This window comes from Aliiruegeria haliotis, from assembly GCF_003003255.1.
Classification (GTDB): domain Bacteria; phylum Pseudomonadota; class Alphaproteobacteria; order Rhodobacterales; family Rhodobacteraceae; genus Tropicimonas; species Tropicimonas haliotis.
The window spans coordinates 227,423-247,400 of sequence record NZ_PVTD01000002.1 but is presented as its reverse complement, the minus strand read 5'-3'; the positions used below and the strand labels follow the sequence as shown (position 1 = coordinate 247,400).

Here is a 19,978-nt window from a genome sequence, read left to right as displayed (position 1 = left end):
GTGTTTGCGAACGCGAAGGGCAGCCAGGCTGCCCCAAGGGACACTTGAGAGGGGACGGAAATGTTTGAAAAGCTTCTGATTGCCAACCGGGGGGAGATCGCCTGTCGTGTTATCAAAAGCGCACGAAAGATGGGAATCGAGACGGTTGCGATCTTTTCCGATGCCGACAGGCATGCGCTGCACGTGCACATGGCCGATGAAGCCGTTCACATCGGACCACCGCCCGCGAACCAATCCTACATCGTCATCGACAAGGTGATGGACGCCATCCGGCAGACGGGCGCCCAGGCCGTTCACCCGGGCTATGGCTTCCTGTCGGAAAATCGCAAGTTCGCCGAGGCGCTGGAGGCCGAGGGCGTGGCCTTCGTGGGCCCGCCCGCTTCCGCCATCGAAGCCATGGGCGACAAGATCACCTCCAAGAAGATCGCGCAGGAGGCGGGCGTCAGCACGGTCCCGGGCTACATGGGCCTGATCGAGGATGCCGACGAAGCCGTGAAGATCGCGAACGAGATCGGCTACCCTGTGATGATCAAGGCCTCTGCCGGCGGCGGCGGCAAAGGCATGCGGATCGCCTGGAACGATGAAGAAGCGCGCGAGGGCTTCCAGTCCTCGAAGAACGAGGCGGCGAGTTCATTCGGGGACGACCGGATCTTTATCGAGAAGTTCGTGACCCAGCCCCGCCACATCGAGATCCAGGTGCTGGCGGACAAGCACGGCAATTGCATCTACCTCAATGAGCGCGAGTGCTCGATCCAGCGTCGCAACCAGAAGGTGATCGAGGAGGCGCCAAGCCCCTTCCTCGACCCCGAAACACGCAAGGCGATGGGCGAGCAGGCCTGCGCACTAGCGAAGGCGGTCGACTATTGCTCGGCCGGGACAGTGGAGTTCATCGTTGATTCCGACAAGAACTTCTATTTCCTGGAGATGAATACCCGCCTGCAGGTGGAACACCCCGTGACCGAGTTGATCACCGGCGTCGACCTAGTGGAGCAGATGATCCGGATCGCCCATGGCGAACCGCTCGACATCACGCAGGAGGATATCGGCATCAAGGGCTGGGCGATCGAGAGCCGGCTTTATGCCGAGGACCCGTACCGCGGTTTCCTGCCCTCGATCGGACGTCTGACGGCCTATCGTCCGCCCGCGGAAGTGAACCGCCCGGATCTGGCCGTGCGCAACGATACCGGCGTCTACGAGGGCGGCGAGATCTCGATGTACTACGATCCGATGATCGCCAAGCTTTGCACCTGGGCGCCGGAGCGCGGTGCCGCTATCGACGCCATGCGCAACGCGCTCGACAGTTTCGAAGTCGAAGGTATCGGACACAACATCCCCTTCCTGTCTGCCGTGATGGACCATCAGCGGTTTCTGGACGGCAACATCACCACCGCCTTCATCGAAGAGGAGTACCCGGACGGTTTTCAGGGGGTGACCCTTCCGGAAGATGCGCTGAAGCGGGTGGCTGCCTGTGCGGCGGGCATGTTCCGCGTGGCGGAGATCCGGCGCACGCGCATCACCGGCACCGTCGACAATCACCGCCGCAAGGTGGGCATCGACTGGGTTGTCGTCGTGGACGGCACCGAATTCCCGGTCAGCATCGAGGCGCACAAGCACGGCACCACCGTGATCTTCGACGACCGCAGGATCGCGATGAAGAGCAAGTGGACGCCCGGCGATTCGCTGGCCGTTGTCGAGATCGACGGCGCGAAACACGCGTTCAAGGTGGACAAGTTCACGTCGGGCTACCGGATCCGCTACCGGGGGGCCGATATGACGGTCAAGGTGTTTACGCCGCGCCAGGCTGAACTGGCCCGGCTGATGCCGGAGAAACTGCCGCCGGACACCTCCAGGATGCTGCTCTGCCCGATGCCGGGCCTGATCGTGAAGCTGAATGTCGAGGCCGGCGACACGATCCAGGAGGGGCAGGCGCTCTGCACGGTGGAGGCCATGAAAATGGAGAACATCCTGCGCGCGGAGAAATCCGGCGTGGTCGCAAAGATAAACGCTGCCCCGGGCGACAGCCTCGCCGTGGACGATGTGATCATGGAGTTCGAATGATCTCACCTGATGGCATAGACGGACGCGGAGGGCCGGTGTTCCCGGCCCCTGCCGGCGTGCCGTCGGTGCCGTTTTTCGTGCGCGCGCCAGCGTCCGACGTGGCGCCGGCGGCACATCGGGGACAGGATGTCGGGGGGGAGGCGTTGAACGTCTACCCGGCGCTCCCATGCCGGTCGCGGATTTCCTGCCGGCGGAGCGGGGTCTTGTCGATGGTGCGCCCGATCTCCCGCGTGGACCAGGGTGACGGCTTGCGCAGCTTCACCACGCCGTCCTTGTCCACCATCACCAATGCGAAACCGCGTGGGCGCAATGTCTTGCGCACATCCGATTTCGCACCGGGATCGGTGTCGAGCACCACCACAACGTCCCGCGAGACGAGGTCCTGCGGGCGCTGGTTGATAAGCTGCAACTGCTGGATGAACCGCGGGTCGGCCTCGGTCTCGGCAAAGACCAGCAACACGCGTTTGGTCCAGAGGAAGTCGTCCAGCACCACGTCGGCGGCGTCGAGGAACTGCAGATCACTGGCAGTCTCGGCCGTCGCCTGCAACGCTTCGCTTTCGGCCTCGGCGGTTGCCTGCACAGCTTCGCTTTCGGCCTCGGCGGTCGCATGCACAGCTTCTCGTTCGGACGCGGGCGTGGTCGCCTTGTCTTCGGCAGCAACGGCCGCCTCTGCCGACTGCGCCATCGCGGAGACAGGTATCCCCGCCACAAGGGCAAGGCACAGCAACAGGGTCAGGGGGCTACGGGGCAATCTCGTCTCTCCTCGTCTTGCAAGAGATATAGGCGAGCATCCGCCGAAAGCTAAGAGCAAATCGTTCAACCTTTCGCAAGGCGAAGGTCTTAACCCAACGGAAAGCAGGCCGGCGCTATGCCCTGGGGATCTTCACCCGGGCCGGCACGGACGGCGTCGGCCCCGTTCGGGAGCCCGCTTGCACATGCATGTCACCCTCCACCTGGGGGCCCACCGCACCGGCGTCGCCACGTTGCAGCGGTTCCTGCTGGCCAACCGTCGGGATCTGCACGCGAACCGAATCGCCGCCTGGGTCTCGCCCGAGCTGCGCGCGGGCATGATCTCCGGCCTCGTGCGCCGCCCGGAGGCGGTCAGCCTGAAGGACGAAAGGACCGGCCGCCGCTCCGTGGGTCTATTGCGCCTGCGGCAGGACCGGCTGGAAAAACAGGGCAGGGCACGCCTGATCGTGAGTGAGCCCTACATGATCGGCACGCCGGGCACCTGCCTGCGCAGCGGGAGGCTCTACCCCTGGGCCGGCGAGCGTCTGCTTCAATTCCAACATGCCTTTGCCGACCGTTGCGACCGAATCCTTATCTCCATCCGGTCCTATGACCGGTTCTGGACCTCGCTGCTGGCCTCGCGGTTGGCGGAGGGCTATCGTTTCCCCGACGCGGCCGCTCTTGACCGGCTTGTCACCCAGCCCCTGCGCTGGCGGCACCTGATCGCAGAGGTGGCCCATGTATTTCCGCGAGCGCGCCTTTTCCTTGCGGCGCAGGAGGCGTTCTGCGCTTTGCCGGAGCGCCAGTTCGCCGCCCTGAGCGGCATCACCTTTCTTCCGGGACAGGTGTCCCGTATGGCAGAGGCAAGGGGATGGCATCGGCGCAGCCCCACGGCCGACCGCATGCGCGCACTGCTGCGCGACCGCGGTCAGGAGGCGCCGGTGCGCGCCGACGGCTCCGGCCGCTGGTATCCATTCGACGAGCTGCAGCGCACTGCGCTGCTTGCTCAATACTCCGAAGATCTTGCCTGGCTGCGCGGTGGCGCAGGTGGGCTCGCAACCCTCATCGAACATGCGGATACCCCCCAACCTATCCGCAGTGACTCTAACTGGAGGATCTCACCCCGATGACCACGAAGAAAACCACACAGGACTGGGCCGAACTGGCCACCAAGGAGTTACGCGGCAAGCCGCTCGACGCACTCACCTGGGAGACTCTGGAAGGCATCAAGGTCAAGCCTCTCTACACGGCGGAGGATACCGCCGAGCTCGACCTCGACACGCTCCCGGGCTTCGAACCCTTCACCCGCGGCGTGAAGGCGACGATGTATGCCGGGCGCCCATGGACGATCCGCCAGTATGCCGGGTTCTCCACCGCCGAGGAATCGAACGCCTTCTACCGCAAGGCGCTTGCCGCCGGGCAGCAGGGCGTTTCCGTGGCCTTCGACCTCGCCACGCACCGCGGCTACGACAGTGACCACCCCCGCGTGGAAGGCGATGTCGGCAAGGCCGGCGTGGCCATCGACAGCGTCGAGGACATGAAGATCCTGTTTGACGGCATCCCGCTCGACAAGGTTTCCGTCTCCATGACCATGAACGGCGCGGTGATCCCCGTGCTCGCCAACTTCATCGTCGTGGGTGAGGAGCAGGGCCACGACAAGGCGGTTCTCGCCGGGACCATCCAGAACGACATCCTCAAGGAGTTCATGGTCCGCAACACCTATATTTATCCGCCTGAACCCTCGATCCGGATCATCGGTGATATCATCGAGTACACCGCCAACGAGATGCCGAAGTTCAACTCGATCTCGATCTCGGGTTACCACATGCAGGAAGCCGGCGCGAACCTCGTGCAGGAACTGGCCTATACGCTGGCCGACGGCCGCGAATATGTCCGCACCGCGATCAAGGCGGGCATGGAGGTCGACAAGTTCGCCGGCCGGTTGTCGTTCTTCTTCTGCATCGGCATGAACTTCTTCATGGAAATCGCCAAGTTGCGGGCCGCCCGGACCCTTTGGGCTCGTGTCATGGACGAGTTCGGCGCGAAGAACCCGCGGTCGAAGATGCTCCGGACCCACTGCCAGACGTCCGGCGTGTCGCTTCAGGAGCAGGATCCCTACAATAACGTCATCCGCACCGCCTACGAGGCGATGTCGGCGGCGCTGGGCGGCACGCAGTCGCTGCACACCAACGCGCTGGACGAGGCGATCGCCCTGCCGACGGACTTCTCCGCACGTATCGCGCGCAACACGCAGATCATCCTGCAGGAAGAAACGCAGGTGACCCGTGTCGTCGACCCGCTCGCCGGCTCCTACTACATCGAAAGCCTGACCAACGAGCTGGTCGAGAAGGCCTGGGCGCTGATGGAGGAGGTCGAGGAGATGGGCGGCATGACCGCCGCCGTGAACTCCGGCATGCCGAAAATGCGGATCGAGGAATCGGCGGCCAAGCGGCAGGCGATGATCGACCGTGGCGAGGAAGTGATCGTCGGGACCAACAAGTACAAGCTGGCCGAAGAAGCGGAGATCGACATTCTCGATGTCGACAACGTCGCGGTGCGGGAGAGCCAGATCGCCCGGCTTGAAAAAATGCGCGCCGAACGGGACGAGGCTGCCTGCCAGGCAGCCCTCGAAGAAGTCACCCGTCGCGCAACCGAAGGCGGCAACCTGCTGGAGGCCGCCGTCGAAGCCGCCCGTGCGCGGGCCTCTGTTGGAGAGATCAGCATGGCGATGGAAAAGGTGTTCGGCCGCCATCGGGCCGAGGTGAAGACACTGGCCGGCGTGTATGGCGCAGCCTACGAGGGTGACGACGATTTCGCCGCCATCCAAAAATCGGTCGAGAGCTTTGCCGAGAAGGAAGGCCGCCGCCCGCGGATGCTCGTGGTCAAGATGGGCCAGGACGGCCATGACCGCGGCGCCAAGGTGATTGCCACCGCCTTCGCCGACATCGGTTTCGACGTCGATGTCGGGCCGCTCTTCCAGACGCCGGAGGAGGCCGCGCAGGATGCCATCGACAATGACGTGCATATCATCGGGATTTCCTCCCTGGCCGCGGGTCACAAGACGCTGGCCCCGCGCCTCGTCGAGGCGCTGAAGGCACAGGGAGCCGAGGATATCATCGTGATCTGTGGCGGTGTCATCCCGCACCAGGACTACGAGTATCTCTACAATTCCGGCGTCAGCGCGATCTTCGGTCCGGGCACGAACATCCCGGCCGCCGCGCAGGAGATCATGGACATCATCGGCAACAAGAAGGACAGCGCTGCCTGATCGGCAGCGCGTCGCCCCTTGCCATTGGCCGGGGGAGTTGGTCCAAGAGAAAGGGCGGGCGCAGGCCTGCCCTTTTTCGGTTCGGGGAGGTGCCCATGCTGGCATTCGATCATCTTGCGGTGTCGTGCGAGGCGCTGGCGGACGGAACGGCCGCGGTCGATGCCGCCCTTGGCGTCCCTTTGGGTCCGGTCGGACATCATCCGTATTTCGGCACCCACAACCGGCTGCTGTCGCTGGGCGGGACAGAATACCTCGAAGTGATTGCCATCGACCCGGAGGCCCCTCCGCTCGGGCGCCCGCGCTGGTTCGACCTCGATCACTTCTCCGGGGCGCCTCGCCTCACCAACTGGATCATGAATTGTCCCTCGCTGTCGGCAGAACTGGACCGGCTCGGCACGGGCGCCGGCGCGCCGGTGGCGCTCGAACGCGGGCCCTATCGCTGGCAGATGGCGGTGCCGGACGACGGGCGGTTGCCATTCGACACCCTGCACCCGGCCCTGATCTCCTGGGAGAGTGCGCACCCGGCGCCCAACCTGCCCGAAAGCGGCTGTCGGCTGCATCGGCTGATCGTCTCCCATCCGGAGGCGGCGCAGTTGGCGGAGATCCTCGCGCTGTCCGATCCGAGGATCGTATTCGAAAACGGTGCACCAGGCCTGCGGGCGGAAATTGCGACACCCTCCGGGACACGGCGTCTGCCGTGAAAATCCGCCGGGCGCAGGTCGGGGATGCCGGGGGGATCGTGGCCATCGCGAACCCGATCATCCGGGACACGGTGATCACGTTCACCACCGAGGAAAAGAGCGTCGCCGGCACGGTGCAGGCGATGCAGGACGGCCAGCCGTTCTGGGTCGCGGAGGCTTCCTGCGGCATCGTCGGCTATGCCACCCTGTTTCCATTCCGGAGCGGTCCCGGATACGCCCGCACGCGGGAGCACACAATCGGCCTCCTGCCGTCTGCGCGTGGGCAAGGGGCCGGCCGGTGCCTGATGGACGTGATGCTGGCGGAAGCGTCCGCGCAGGGCGTTCATTCCGTCTTTGCCGGCGTCAGCGGCGAAAACCGCGCCGGGATCGATTTTCACACGGCGCTTGGCTTTCGCGAGGTCGCCCGCCTGCCGGAAGTCGGCTGGAAATTCGGCCGTTGGCACGATCTCGTGCTCATGCAAAAAATCCTGTCGGACGTGTTATCAACGGGCTAGGGTGCGTTCATGTCGATCTGGACCCGCATTTCCGCCGCGCTTTCGGCGTTGGCCTCCGGGGAGTCGCTGTCGGAGGTTTTCGACCGCCTGCGCACCCCGCCCGAACGTTCCGTGGCCTTTGCCATCGCGGTGATCGCGCTTGGCGCGAAGCTGGCCAAGGCGGATGGAGCCGTCACACGTGACGAGGTTCGCGCCTTTCGCGAGGTTTTCATCATCCCCCCCGATGAAGAAGAGAACGCTGCGCGTGTCTTCAACATGGCCCGGCAGGACGTTGCAGGTTTCGACGTCTACGCCCGCCGCATTGCCTCTCTGTTCGAAGGCCGTCCGGAGGTTCTGAGCGACCTGATGGAGGGGCTGTTCCATATCGCGATGGCGGATGGAGATTACCACGAACGCGAGGACGCGGTGCTGACGGAGGTGGCGCGGATCTTCGGTATCGACGACCGCGAGTTCCGCAGCCTGCGTGCTCGCTCCGTGCCCGATGCGGCGCCGGATCCCTACGAGGTTCTCGGTGTGACACCTGAGATGCCGGTCACAGAGATCCGCAAGGCCTGGCACAAGGCGGTGCGGGCAAGTCACCCCGACGTGATGATCGCACGCGGCGTGCCCGAAGAAGCGATCCGGATGGCCGAACAGCGCCTGATCGCGCTCAACCGGGCCTGGGAGGAAATCTCCGCCAAGGCGGCCTGACGGGGCACGCTCGGAGCGCGCGGGTGGACTTCGCAGATCGCCAACACCGCTTTCATCCTGCAGGCCACGCGTCGGGCCTTGCCAGTTGACCGCCGCCAATGACGCCGCATAGATGGATGAGCGAGGATGAGGGCCACCTCAACCCGTTGCGAAGCAAGGAAAATATGACGGCCATGCGGATCGCGACCTACAATGTGGAGTGGATGAACGCCCTGTTCGACAACGACGGGCAACCGCTGGCAGATGATGCATGGTCCGCGCGCTACAACATCACCCGGGCCCAGCAACTCGAAGCGCTGGGGATTGTCTTCACGGCCATCGACGCGGATGCGATCCTGATCGTCGAGGCGCCCGACCAGAGTCGGCGCCGCAGCACCGTGCGCGCGCTAGAGGCATTCGCGGCGCTGTTCGGTTTACGCCAGCGCCGCGCGGTGATCGGCTTCGGGAACCACACCGAACAGGAAATCGCGCTGCTGCACGATCCCGACGCCTTGGCGGCGACCCACGCCCCCATGGGCGATTTCGTCGGCAAGAAGGGGAGCGAGGATGGCCCCCGTTTCGATGGGTCGTTCCGGATCGACCTCGATGTCGACAACCAGCCCGACGTGGTGCAGTTTTCCAAGCCGCCGCTGGAGCTGGCGATCCAGGCCGCGAGCGGTTTTGCCTTTCGGATGATCGGTGTTCATGTGAAATCCAAGGCCCCGCATGGCGCGGCCAGCCCGGCCGAGGTCATGCAGCGATCGATCGCAAACCGGCGCAAGCAACTGGCCCAGTGCATCTGGCTCCGGCAACGGATCGACATGCATCTTGCCGATGGCGATCCGCTGATTGTTCTGGGGGATTTCAATGACGGGCCGGGGCTTGACGAATACGAGGCGCTTTTCGGCCGTTCCGGGCTGGAGATCGTTCTGGGCAAGACGCGGCCGTCGACGGAGCGGCTCTTCGATCCCCATGCGCGCCCGGCGCTGACCGGGCCGACCACGGCGCGGCATGCGACGGCGCGGTTCTACGACGAGGCGACGCGCCGCTACACGTCCGCATTGCTAGACTACGTGATGCTCTCCCCCGACCTGCTTCAGCGCAACCCGATCTGGCGGATCTGGCATCCCTTCGATGACGCGGGGGTCTACCGCACGCCGGAACTGCGTGAGGCGTTGCTTGTCGCGTCCGACCATTTCCCGGTGACGCTCGACATCGACCTGTGACCTTCCGCGGACTATAGTGGCGGCATGAAACACTTTGCCACTGCCGCCTTCGTGATCGCGCTTGCCACGGCGCCCGTCTGCTCCATCGCACAGGAGGATGGGGACGGCGGTGTCGAGGAAGGGTTCAGCCTGATCGAGGAGGGTGCGAAGCTGCTGCTGCGCGGGCTATCCGATGAGATCGAGCCAATGATGAAGGACCTGGCGATCGAGATGGAGCCAAAGCTGCGTGCCTTCGCGGAGGACCTGCTGCCGATGCTTGAGGAATTCGAATCCCTGATCGGCGACCTGAACCAGTATCACCCGCCCGAGAAGCTGCCCAATGGCGATATCATCCTGCGCCGCAAGATCCCGTTGGAGAATGGGCCGCAGGACGAGGCAGAGGGCGGGGAAGTGGATATCTGATCGGCACGCCGTCCCGGCCGGTGACTTGACGCCGGGCTATCCGCTGGCTTTCGCAGGCGGCTTCCTCGCCGCCTTTTTCTGGATCTTGACCTCAGTTTCGACTTCCAGGGCGCGGGCCAGTGTGACGAAGCGTGCAGCCGCGACCTCTCCAAACAGTGCCTCCGATTCCTGAGGCAGGTGGAGTTCAAGAATCCGCTTTTTCGGCCGGTAACGTAATTCGCCCATGCGGGTGGCGTCCACGACTGTCAGCATTGCGCCGAACCGCATCGCCTTGCCGAGCACCTCCGCTTCGCGGATCTGCTTTTCGTTCAGCAGGGTCAGGAGCGCGTCGAAACGGCCGCCGGGACGGGCATTCCGATAGCGGTGTGCCAGCGCGAGACCGAGGAAGATCCGGCCCGGATGGTCGATGCCGCCAAGGTTGCCGCGGGTGGCATTGTCGAAGCAGATCTCGGCCCGGTAGTCGGGATGCGCGCGCCAGCTGACGTCGTGCAGCAGGCAGGCCGCCTTGATCCAGCGCGGATCCGTGCGGGAGCCACGAAAGAGCGGTTGGATGAACCCATGCAGGGTGCGTCCGTAGCCCGGCAGCCGGGCAGAGGTGTGTTCGGAATGGCTCGCGGCCTCCAGCAGCGGGTCGCGGCTGCGGATCCGGTGGGGCATCTGCTCATAGAGTAACCCCTCCCGAATGCCGTAGCCCGAGGTGATGATCTCGCTCACACGGAAGGTGCTCATCAGCCGCCGCAAGACCTCCCCGGCAATCGGCACCAGCGATATCCGGGCAGAGGACAGGCTGGCGCGCTGGCGCAATTGCTCCAGGTCCTGACCATCGATCCAGTCGAGTGTTGCGCGGATGGACTTCGGCGTCATGCGGTAGTCGTGCAGGACCGAAAGCGGATAGTCCTTGCGCACCATGTCGAGCCGCGCGATGGCGCGCCATGAGCCGCCGACGAGGTAGAGCCGGTCGTGGCGCTCAATGCGGTCGTCGAGTTCGGCGATGGTGGACTTGATCTCCCGGGTCCGGGATTTCTTGCCCCCCTTCATGGTCATCAACCGCAGTGGCCCGAGGGCGCTGGTGGCGCGTTCCCGCACCAGCCCGCCCTCGATCCGAGCCAGTTCCATCGAGGAACCACCAATGTCACAGACCAGCCCCTCACCGGTGGGCCAGCCGAGCAGAACGCCCTGCGCGGAGAGCCTGGCTTCTTCCTCGCCATCGATCACGTGAACGACCTGCCCGGTCTCCGCCTCGACCTGCTGGCGAAACTCTTCGCCGTCTTCGGCGACGCGTACCGCCGCCGTGGCCACCGCCGTCAGCGGCGGGACATTCAGCGCCGCGGCGACCGCTGTGAACCGGCGGATCGCGTCAAGTGCCCTCTGCCGGCCCTTCGGGTTCAGCCGTCCGGTCCTGTCCATGCCAGCACCGAGCCCGGCCATGACCTTTTCGTTGTAGAAGTAAGCAGGGCTGCGGGCGGCGCCGTCGAAAATGACCATCCTGACAGAGTTCGACCCGACGTCGATCACTCCCACACGGGACAGCGCACGGGCGGCAGGATCGTTGAAGATAGGACGGCCGAACGGCCCCCAATCACCTGATGAATCGGGTGTCCCGTCGTGCATCGCAGCCTCCGTTGTCGCACCTTTACTTGCGCCGTTGCGCAACGAAAGGTCAATCCTTCGAGTGCGTCAACTCCGGCACATCCGCCGCGCCCGCCGAGCCACGCCCCGAAAGCGACGGGTATTCCATGAAGAACCGGTGGCAGTTGAAACCGCTTCCGTCCTTGCCCGGAGGCTGTCGCTCGAATGTGCCGTCGGGCTTCAGCACCCAGCTTTGCGCCTCGTCGGCCATGTTGGCCGCCATGATCTGGCTGACGATCTGCGCCTTGACGGTGGGGTTCCGGATGTCGACCAGGGTCTCGACCCGGCGGTTGAGGTTTCGGCCCATCCAGTCGGCGGAGGAGATAAAGACCTTGCAGCGCTTGTTGGGGAGGCCTGCGCCGTTGCCGAAGCAGACGATGCGCGAATGCTCGAGGAAGCGTCCGACGATGGATTTCACCCGGATGTTTTCCGACAGGCCCTTGATGCCGGGCCTGAGCCCGCAGATGCCGCGGATCACGAGGTTTATCTTCACGCCCGCGTTGCTGGCCGCGTAGAGCGCGTCGATCACCTCGGCCTCGATGAGTGAGTTCATCTTTGCCCAGATCTCCGTCGACTTGCCGGAGCGTGCCAGTTCCGCTTCCTTGCCGATCATCTCGACCAGCTTGGGCTTCAGCGAATGCGGCGAGATCGACAAGTTCTCCAGCACCGCCGGCTTTGCATAGCCAGAGAGGTAGTTGAAAACCTTGGTCGCATCGCGTCCCAGCGCGTCGTCGCAGGTAAAGAAGCTCAGGTCGGTGTAGATCTTCGCCGTGATCGGGTGGTAGTTGCCTGTCCCGTAGTGAGTATAGGTCACCAGCCGGTCGCCCTCGCGCCGGACCACGGTGCTGATCTTGGCGTGGGTCTTGTAGTTGGTGAAACCGTAGACCACATGTGCGCCCGCACGCTCCAGCTTTCGGGACTGGCGAATGTTGGCGGCCTCGTCGAAGCGGGCCTTGAGTTCCACCAGCGCGGTAACGGACTTGCCGTCCTCCGCCGCCTCGCAGAGCGCGTCGACAATGGGCGAGTTCTTCGAAGTCCGGTAAAGGGTCTGCTTGATGGCGAGAACGTTGGGGTCGCGGGCGGCTTGCGCAAGAAAGCGGACAACCATGTCGAAGGTCTCGTAGGGGTGGTGAAGCAGCATGTCCTTCTGCTTGATCGCCTCGAACATGTCGCCGTCGAAATCCTGAACCCGCTCCGGCACGCGCGGCGTGAATGTCGGCCACAGAAGGTCGGGACGGTTGTCGAGCACCAGCTCCTTGAGATCGGTAAGACCCAACAGCCCCTTCACCTCCACCACCTCGTCCTCGGTGACGGCGAGTTCCTCCATTATCGTCTCCCGCAGGGCTTCCGGCGCGCCGGCGGTCATCTTCATCCGGATCACCTCGCCGCGGCGGCGGCGTTTCAGCGCCACTTCGAACTCGCGCACGAGATCCTCGGCCTCCTCTTCGACTTCAAGATCGCTGTCACGCAACACGCGGAAGGCGCAATGGCCATCCAGCTTGTAGCCGGGGAAGAGCGAGCCGAGGTGCAGGATCAGCAGGTCCTCCAACGGCAGGAAACGGTGCTCGTGCGATCCGGAGGGAAGGCGGACGAAGCGGTCGACCTGCGCCGGGATCGGCAGAAGTGCCTGTCGCGCCACGCCATCGGAGGTGCGGGTCAGTTGAAGCGCAAGGCAGAAGCCCGCATTCGGGATGAAGGGGAATGGGTGCGCCGGGTCGATCGCCAGCGGCGAAAGGACGGGGAAAACCTGGGACAGGAAATGCCCTTCTAGGTGCGCCTTGTCGGTGCGGTTGAGCTTGGACAGCGTCAGCAACTTGATGCCTTCGCCCTCCATCTCCCGCTTGAGCTTGTTCCAGCTGCCTTGCTGCTCCATGAGCAGCCGACGGGCGTTGTCGTTGATCTGTGCCAGTTGCTCGGTCGGGGTGAGCCCGTCGGCGGCGGGTGTCATGTGCCCTTCTCGCGCCAGTTCCCGCAGGCCGGCGACACGGACGGTGTAGAACTCGTCGAGGTTGGTGGCCGAGATCGAGACGAACCGGACCCGTTCCAGCAGCGGGACCTTGGGATTTGTCGCCTCCTCCAGCACCCGCCAGTTGAAGGCCAGCCAGCTGAGTTCCCGGTTGAAGAACCGTTTGGGGCCGGTGATATGGGCTGCGGGCAGTTCGACGGGCTTGGGAAACGGGGCTTTGAGGAAGTCGGCCTGGGTCATCGCATGTGTCTTTCTGCTATCGGGCGGTCCGGTCGGGCGGCCGGTGGCATCCGCGGCGGGGATGCCACCGGATGTGTCTGAATTATCTACCCGGTTCCGGCGGCAGGTCCAAGACTTCCGCGGCTAGCCTGGGGCCGATTTCGCTGCCTGTTTCGAGGGCAGCAGCGTCGAGCGTCGCGACGACCCGTCCGGCTTCCGCAAAGGAGCGGTCCATGCGCTTGAGCAGCCACGGCAGCAGCGTGGGGCGCGGGGCGATCTGGCGGTCGGCAAAGAGCTTCAGGAGTACGGCCTGCAACAGCATGTCGTCGGGCGGATCGAGCCGCGCGCTCGGGGTTCCGCGCATCCGGCTGGCGAGGTCGGGCAGGGCGATCTTCCAAAGGGCAGGGGGCGTCGCGCCCGTCACCAGCAGGCGCCCACCTTCTGCCAGCACAAGGTTGTGGAGGTGAAAGAGCGCACGCTCCGCCGCGTCGTCGCCCGCAATCTCCGGCACGTCCTCGACCACGACGTTGCCGGGGTCCGGTGCCTGTCCGGCGAGATCCCTTGCCGACAGGATGCGGGCGCCGGCCTCGGTTGCCCAGACATGCGCGAGATGTGTCTTGCCCGCCCCTTCCGGCCCGATCAACGCCAGCTTTCCGGCGGGCCAGTCCCGCCAGCGATCGACCTCGGCCACGGCGAGGGCGTTGGAGGGCGAGATGAAGAAATCCTCGCGCCCGGTTGCGGGACGCACCGGCAAGGGAATGGTCAACTGCTCGGGCATCAGGCGACCGCAATGTCCATCTTGGGCTGAGTGTACGGCAAGCGGCTGTTTCCCGTCCGGGTTGCTTGCGCGCAAGACGCGCGGTGCAACCAGGGGCTGCTGCACCTCGGGGCAGGTTGGAGAGACTGGGTGCGCACTTCCGGAAACCTCTGGCAATTTCCCGCAGGGGATCGCGGCGATACAAACGGTCTCTTGTCCAGAGTCAACACGGATGGGGCACTCGGTGCCCGGTTCGTGGCCGATTGATGCGTAGGCCGGCCGACGAAACGGGGGGCGAGCGCGCCGCGCGAAAGGGCACCGGATCCTCCTGTGGGGTTCGGTTTTTTGCTGCGCACGCAGCGCAGCAAGGGTGGCCGGAAAACCAATCGGGCTGACTTGCCATTTGACCGCCATACCCTCCGCCTCTATACCCGCATGGATCTGCAGAGCCTGCGCCCTTGACGCAATCATCGTGTCGGACGCCGCAGTTCGGCAGATCCCGCGTTTGCGATTGGTGACGTGGTGACGACCGCTTGGGAGCTTGACGAATGTCGGAGACGAGTGCCTCCTCTATCTGCCCGGCCGATGCAAGGCGGGTGTCCATGGGACACCTGTCCAGTTTTCATTCGAACGCCCGAATGCGTCAGATTGCACAAATGGATATGTGACGTAGTCAACGCACGTTGAATGAACCGCCCGCAGGTAGTCTCGCGGGCCATGCCAGACAACCCGCCACCGCGCACGGGGATGCCACGAGGCCCCGACGCCGGCATTCGGTGGGACATTTTCGGGACAGCACCATGGACGACTGGAACACACGCACGAAACTCATCCACTCCGGGATCCGCCGCAGCCAGTATGGCGAGGTGGCGGAGGCAATCTATCTCACGCAGGGCTTTGTCTACGACAGCGCCGAGCAGGCGGAGGCACGCTTTCTGGAGAGCGGGCCGGACGAGTTCATCTACGCCCGCTACGGCAACCCCACGGTCAAGATGTTCGAGGACAGGATCGCCGCGCTCGAAGGGGCCGAGGACGCCTTTGCCACGGCGTCCGGCATGGCGGCGGTGAGCGGGGCGCTGACGGCGATGCTGAAGGCGGGCGACCACGTTGTGTCGGCCCGCGCACTTTTCGGGTCCTGCCTCTACATCCTCGAAGATGTGCTGAGCCGCTATGGTGTCAGCGTGACCTTCGTCGACGGCACCGATCTGGACGCCTGGAAGAAGGCGATCAACAAGGACACCAAGGCCGTTTTCCTGGAGACCATGTCCAACCCGACGCTGGAGGTCATCGACCTGCCGGCAGTGGCAAAGATGGCGCACCGCGTCGGTGCGACGGTCATCGTGGACAACGTTTTTGCGACCCCGGTCTTTTCCCGCGCGCTGGAACTGGGCGCCGATGTGGTGGTCTACTCGGCGACCAAGCATATCGACGGGCAGGGGCGCGCGCTTGGCGGTGTGATCCTCGGCACGCAGGAGTTCATACGCGGAACCGTCGAGCCCTACATGAAGCACACCGGCGGCTCGATGAGCCCGTTTACCGCCTGGGTGATGCTCAAGGGACTGGAAACGCTGGACCTTCGTGCCCGGGCGCAGGCCGCGACAGCACAGGCCATGGCCGAAGCACTGCAATGGGATTCGCGTCTGGAACGCGTGATCTACCCCGGCCTTGAACAGCACCCGCAGCATGTTCTGGCAATGAACCTGCTGGAGAAGCCGGGGACGGTCCTGTCGCTCGATATCAAGGGCGGGCAAGAGGCCGCGTTCCGCTTCATCAATGCGCTGAAGATCATGGTGATCTCCAACAACCTCGGAGATGCGAAGTCGATCGTCACCCATCCGGCGACAACCACCCACCAGCGTCTGAGCGACGCGCGCAAGGCGGAACTGGGGATCACTCCGGGCCTGGTTCGGGTGAGCCTTGGGATCGAGGATACCGACGACCTGATTGCCGACGTGAAGCAGGCGCTCGACGCGGTCTGAGCGGATGGGCGGCAGTGGCCCTGCCGCCTCGTACCATTACGCGCAGTGTGCAGCCGACCGGATGGATCGGGCCGGGTCTGGTTGGGCGTCGCAGGTCGAATGCTGTGTCAATGGGCTCGGCGTCGATTCTGGTCCCGGTTTCGCTGGCGCCCGACGTGCCTTTTCGCTGTGGCAGAGGTGGACATCGGTCAATGGTTTTCGGCGGCCCAATCCTGATGGGGCTGCTGTTGGTGTGTCCGTTCGTGGCTGGCGCGGCGGCCCCAATCCACCTGCGCCCATGCGCGTTCATGCAACACGTAGGTGAACAGGCCACACCCCGCCCCGAGAGCCGCGATCATGCCGCCCTTCGCGACGGAGCCCGTCACCGACCAGTTGATCAGGGTCATCACGGCCAGTCCCAGGACCTGCCATGTCACGGCTTTCGCGATACTGCGTGCTGGGGTTTCGCTCATCTCCTGCCTCCGGTTTTTCCGTTTTCATTCAGCCCTCTATCGCGCCGGAGTTGAGGAAAGGGAATTCTGGAAATACTCTTGCTTTTCTCCACGATGTTGAGAAAAATCTGCAACTATGAAAATCATGGACAAACGCGATCGGGCCGTGGTGTTCCGGGACCGGCTCGCCGTTCAGATGGCGGTGCTGGGGATGAACCGAAGCGCCCTGGCGCGCGCCACCGGGGTGGACCGGTCCACCGTGGCGCAACTTCTGTCGGAGGGCACGGCGCGGCTGCCCAATGCGCATCTGGCGGCGGAATGTGCGCGCGTCCTCGGTGTCAGTTCCGACTGGCTTCTGGGCCTCTCCGACCGCCCGGAGCGGCCCGGGGACGTGCTTGCGGCGGCGGTGACCGTGACGGAGGCCGCGCGATCCTCGGCAGATGCGCAGTTGCACGAGTGGCACCGGGAGGCCGCGGGGTACAAGATCCGGCACGTGCCCGCGACGCTACCTGACGTCCTGAAAACGAAGGCCATGCTCGGCTGGGAATACCAGCGGCACCTTGGCAAGACGCCCGAACAGGCCATCGGCGCCATGCAGGACCGCTACCTGCTGATCGGCGAGCATATGTCGGACTACGAAATCGGCATCTCCATGGGAGAATTGCGGGCCTTTGCCAGCGGCACCGGCTACTACGACGGGCTTGCCGCGGATATCCGGCGCGAGCAAGTCGATGCGATGATCGAGGCAGGGGAGAGCCTCTATCCCTCGTTGCGGCTTTTTCTCTATGATTCCAGGCGGATGTTCAGCGCGCCGGTGACTGTTTTCGGGAGCTTCCTCGGCGTGGTCTACGTGGGGCGGTTCTACCTCGCCTTTCGCTCGCGGGACAGGGTGCGGTCCCTGACGGAGCATTTCGACGGGTTGGTTCGCGAGGCAGAGATCGGGTCGCGGGGCGTGGTGCCGTGGTTGCAGGCGCTGCGGGACGGGATCGAAGACGGCTGAAAACGGTATGTTGGGCCGGGGCGCACGCGTCCTGACACCTTCATAGGCAATGCGCATCGACGCGTCGTCCGAGCATTGGACCGAAGGGCCACGCGACCTGAACGCGACGGTGTCTGTTCAGGCAAGTGGGCACCGCGCTCAAACCTTGTTCGCGTCGGACCAACACAAGGCGCGCTTCGGAGGCGCGTGGGTCCAGTGTGGTCGGCAGTTCGCAGGCTCCAATGGTCACCGCAAGCACGTGGTGCATCCCAGGCCGCCACACCCGCACGCCGTGACAGCACGCTTGACCTTTGCCGTCTCCCTTTGGCAGATGCTCCGAAGCCACGAGGAGTGCGGATGAAACCCTTTCTGATCCTGCAATTGCGCCCGGAGCCCGACGCCTCGGACAACGAGTATGAAGCGTTCCTTGCCAAGGGCGGGCTACGGCCGGAGGAGACACGACGGATCCGGCTGGAGCGGGAGGCGATCCCAGCAGACCTCGACCTTGCCGATTTCGCGGGCGTTATTGTCGGTGGCGGGCCGGGCTGCATCTCCGATCCGGATGAGTGCAAACCCCCGGTCGAGAAGAAGATAGAGCAGGAGATCCTTGCGCTGATGCCACAGATCACGCAGCAGGATATTCCCTTCATGGGCTGCTGCTACGGTATCGGCATTCTCGCGCATCACCTTGGGGCGCGGGTCAGCAAGGAGGCTTATTTCGAGCCGCCCGGTGCCGTGGCCTGCACTCTGACAGAGGCAGGCAGGGCCGATCCGGTGATGTCAGGGCTGCCCGAGCAGTTCAACACGCTGGTCGGCCACAAGGAGGCGGTGCAGGACTTGCCACCGGGGTGCACGCACCTGTTGGCCTCCGCCCCCTGTCCGTTCCAGATGATCCGGCATGGCAAGAACGTCTATGCGACCCAGTTCCACCCCGAGGCCGATGGTGAGGTCTTCGCGGTGCGGATCGAGATCTACAAGCACAAGGGCTACTTCCCGCCGGAGACCGCCGCCACACTGACCGAAGAGGTCATGGCGGCCGAGGTCGACACCGCTCCTCTCATCCTGCGCAATTTCGTCGAGCGCTATCGGGGCAACTAAAAACGATCCGGTCGCAGGCGGACAGCGTAGTAAATCCAGAGAAGCGACTGGACAAACCCTGCCTGCATGCCGACCTATGAAGGATGCCGGAGAGACCGCGAGGACCTGACATGAATATCCATGCGCCCGATTTCGCCGAAAGCCCCACCCGAGACGAGGCCGAGGCGGCGCTCAGGACGCTGCGCAACTGGCTCGGCAGTGCCTCCGACGTGGAAGTTGCCGACCTCGATCCGGTGGTGGCGCGTCTGGCGCCGGAGAGTGTCTCCAACACCTATCCCGCGCTGAGCCGCTCCTACCCGGAGGATTTCGAGGTCGATACGGCCTACCGCGCGTCGATGCCCGACCTTCAGAACGGGCCCGAAAGCCTGATCAAGGGGGCACGCCAGCAGATTGCCCATGTCGGGATATCCAATTTTCGGTTGCCGATCCGCTTTCATCGCCGCGATGGCGACGACCTGACGCTTGAGACAAGCGTGACAGGAACCGTCAGCCTTGAGGCCGACAAGAAGGGCATAAACATGTCCCGGATCATGCGCAGCTTCTACGGATCAGCGGAGCGTACTTTCAGTTTCGAAGTGATGGAAGACGCGCTCGGCGCCTACAAGCGCGACTTGGAAAGCTGTGACGCGCGGATCGCGATGCGCTTTTCCTTCCCGATGAAGGTTGGCTCGCTGCGTTCCGGTCTCGAAGGTTACCAGTATTACGACATCACGCTGGAGATGATCGACCGTGACGGCGAGCGGTTGAAAGTGATGCATCTCGACTACGTCTATTCGTCGACCTGTCCCTGCTCTCTGGAGCTTTCCGAACACGCCCGCCGGGAGCGTGGCCAGATGGCGACGCCCCATTCCCAGCGCTCTGTGGCGCGGATCTCGCTGGTGGTGGAGCCGGACACGGATGTGCTGTGGTTCGAGGATCTGGTGGAACTCTGCCGTCGTGCGATCCCGACCGAAACACAGGTGATGGTGAAACGCGAGGACGAGCAGGCGTTCGCAGAGCTGAACGCAGCCAATCCGATCTTCGTGGAAGATGCCGTGCGGCTCTTTGCCGAGGCGCTGCGGGCAGACACGCGGATTGGCGATTTCCGGGTGATCGCAAGCCACCAGGAGAGCCTGCACAGCCATGATGCGATTTCAGTGCTGGTCGAGGGGCCGACTTTCGACACTGCAAGCTTCGATCCGCGGACGTTTTCCGGGTTGATCCACGTCGGCTGACCTTTTTCGAGGCATCCTGTTTGGAACGAGAGGGCGGGCCCGGGATCTGCGTACGCCTAGCGAGGGTATCGGCCCGCCCTGACACACTGGCAGGTTGATGAGCTTGCAGGCGTCCCTCCGGTGAGCAAAGACGCGGATATCGCTGCGAGAGTCGGGCAT

The 19,978-nt window shown here is 64.3% G+C and carries 17 protein-coding genes; 12 read left to right on the top strand and 5 right to left on the bottom strand.

All coding sequences use genetic code 11. From position 1 onward, the window contains the following. The first annotated feature begins 60 nt into the window (after positions 1-60). The gene (locus CLV78_RS06545) at positions 61-2,058 is read left to right on the top strand and encodes an acetyl-CoA carboxylase biotin carboxylase subunit (RefSeq protein WP_106203987.1); all 1,998 of its coding nucleotides are present in this window, start codon (positions 61-63) and stop codon (positions 2,056-2,058) included. A gap of 151 nt (positions 2,059-2,209) precedes the next feature. On the opposite strand, the gene CLV78_RS06540 is transcribed toward CLV78_RS06545, so the two are convergent. After that, positions 2,210-2,809 carry a DUF4174 domain-containing protein gene (locus tag CLV78_RS06540; protein WP_342751806.1) on the bottom strand — a complete coding sequence of 200 codons (600 nt, stop codon included), beginning with the start codon at positions 2,807-2,809 and terminating at the stop codon, positions 2,210-2,212. A gap of 184 nt (positions 2,810-2,993) precedes the next feature. On the opposite strand from CLV78_RS06540, the gene CLV78_RS06535 reads away from it, so the two are divergent. The 7 genes from CLV78_RS06535 to CLV78_RS06505 all read left to right on the top strand — a co-directional run bounded on the left by CLV78_RS06535 (position 2,994) and on the right by CLV78_RS06505 (position 9,547). Beyond that, positions 2,994-3,917: a hypothetical protein gene (locus tag CLV78_RS06535; protein ID WP_106203985.1), complete on the top strand. Its 924-nt coding sequence runs from the start codon at positions 2,994-2,996 to the stop codon at positions 3,915-3,917. Then, on the top strand, positions 3,914-6,055 hold the full coding sequence (gene scpA / locus CLV78_RS06530) for a methylmalonyl-CoA mutase (protein ID WP_106203984.1): 2,142 nt from the start codon (positions 3,914-3,916) through the stop codon (positions 6,053-6,055). Before CLV78_RS06535 ends, scpA begins: the two co-directional genes overlap by 4 nt. 95 nt (positions 6,056-6,150) lie before the next feature. Then, positions 6,151-6,756: a VOC family protein gene (locus CLV78_RS06525; RefSeq protein WP_106203983.1), complete on the top strand. Its 606-nt coding sequence runs from the start codon at positions 6,151-6,153 to the stop codon at positions 6,754-6,756. After that, positions 6,753-7,250 (top strand): GNAT family N-acetyltransferase, encoded by a 498-nt coding sequence (locus CLV78_RS06520; RefSeq protein WP_106203982.1) that lies wholly within the window; start codon positions 6,753-6,755, stop codon positions 7,248-7,250. The genes CLV78_RS06525 and CLV78_RS06520 overlap by 4 nt, the downstream gene beginning before the upstream one ends. Before the next feature lie 9 nt (positions 7,251-7,259). Next, a complete protein-coding gene (locus CLV78_RS06515; protein ID WP_106203981.1) occupies positions 7,260-7,940 on the top strand; it encodes a molecular chaperone DjiA in 681 nt (226 codons plus the stop codon). Between the two features lie 173 nt (positions 7,941-8,113). Then, positions 8,114-9,145, top strand: coding sequence for an endonuclease/exonuclease/phosphatase family protein (locus CLV78_RS06510; protein WP_106204488.1), 1,032 nt, complete (start codon positions 8,114-8,116; stop codon positions 9,143-9,145). Between the two features lie 24 nt (positions 9,146-9,169). Then, the gene (locus CLV78_RS06505) at positions 9,170-9,547 is read left to right on the top strand and encodes a hypothetical protein (RefSeq protein WP_106203980.1); all 378 of its coding nucleotides are present in this window, start codon (positions 9,170-9,172) and stop codon (positions 9,545-9,547) included. Positions 9,548-9,583: 36 nt separating this feature from the next. On the opposite strand, the gene CLV78_RS06500 is transcribed toward CLV78_RS06505, so the two are convergent. The 3 genes from CLV78_RS06500 to CLV78_RS06490 all read right to left on the bottom strand — a co-directional run bounded on the left by CLV78_RS06500 (position 9,584) and on the right by CLV78_RS06490 (position 14,139). Then, the gene (locus CLV78_RS06500) at positions 9,584-11,158 is read right to left on the bottom strand and encodes a Ppx/GppA family phosphatase (protein ID WP_106203979.1); all 1,575 of its coding nucleotides are present in this window, start codon (positions 11,156-11,158) and stop codon (positions 9,584-9,586) included. Positions 11,159-11,207: 49 nt separating this feature from the next. Beyond that, positions 11,208-13,382, bottom strand: a complete 2,175-nt coding sequence (locus tag CLV78_RS06495; RefSeq protein ID WP_106203978.1) for an RNA degradosome polyphosphate kinase — start codon at positions 13,380-13,382, stop codon at positions 11,208-11,210. An 82-nt stretch (positions 13,383-13,464) separates the two neighbouring features. Beyond that, positions 13,465-14,139, bottom strand: a complete 675-nt coding sequence (locus CLV78_RS06490) for a DnaA/Hda family protein (RefSeq protein WP_106203977.1) — start codon at positions 14,137-14,139, stop codon at positions 13,465-13,467. Between the two features lie 779 nt (positions 14,140-14,918). Between CLV78_RS06490 and metZ the strand changes: the two genes are divergently transcribed. Next, on the top strand, positions 14,919-16,097 hold the full coding sequence (gene metZ, locus CLV78_RS06485) for an O-succinylhomoserine sulfhydrylase (RefSeq protein WP_106203976.1): 1,179 nt from the start codon (positions 14,919-14,921) through the stop codon (positions 16,095-16,097). Between the two features lie 188 nt (positions 16,098-16,285). Here metZ and CLV78_RS06480 read toward each other — a convergent pair whose 3' ends face one another. Continuing rightward, on the bottom strand, positions 16,286-16,549 hold the full coding sequence (locus tag CLV78_RS06480; protein WP_106203975.1) for a DUF2061 domain-containing protein: 264 nt from the start codon (positions 16,547-16,549) through the stop codon (positions 16,286-16,288). Between the two features lie 115 nt (positions 16,550-16,664). On the opposite strand from CLV78_RS06480, the gene CLV78_RS06475 reads away from it, so the two are divergent. The 3 genes from CLV78_RS06475 to folE2 all read left to right on the top strand — a co-directional run bounded on the left by CLV78_RS06475 (position 16,665) and on the right by folE2 (position 19,819). Beyond that, positions 16,665-17,528, top strand: coding sequence for a helix-turn-helix domain-containing protein (locus CLV78_RS06475; RefSeq protein ID WP_245924858.1), 864 nt, complete (start codon positions 16,665-16,667; stop codon positions 17,526-17,528). 336 nt (positions 17,529-17,864) lie between these two features. Continuing rightward, positions 17,865-18,605: a glutamine amidotransferase gene (locus tag CLV78_RS06470; protein WP_106203974.1), complete on the top strand. Its 741-nt coding sequence runs from the start codon at positions 17,865-17,867 to the stop codon at positions 18,603-18,605. A gap of 110 nt (positions 18,606-18,715) precedes the next feature. Then, positions 18,716-19,819, top strand: a complete 1,104-nt coding sequence (folE2, locus tag CLV78_RS06465) for a GTP cyclohydrolase FolE2 (RefSeq protein WP_106203973.1) — start codon at positions 18,716-18,718, stop codon at positions 19,817-19,819. Positions 19,820-19,978: the final 159 nt, after the last annotated feature.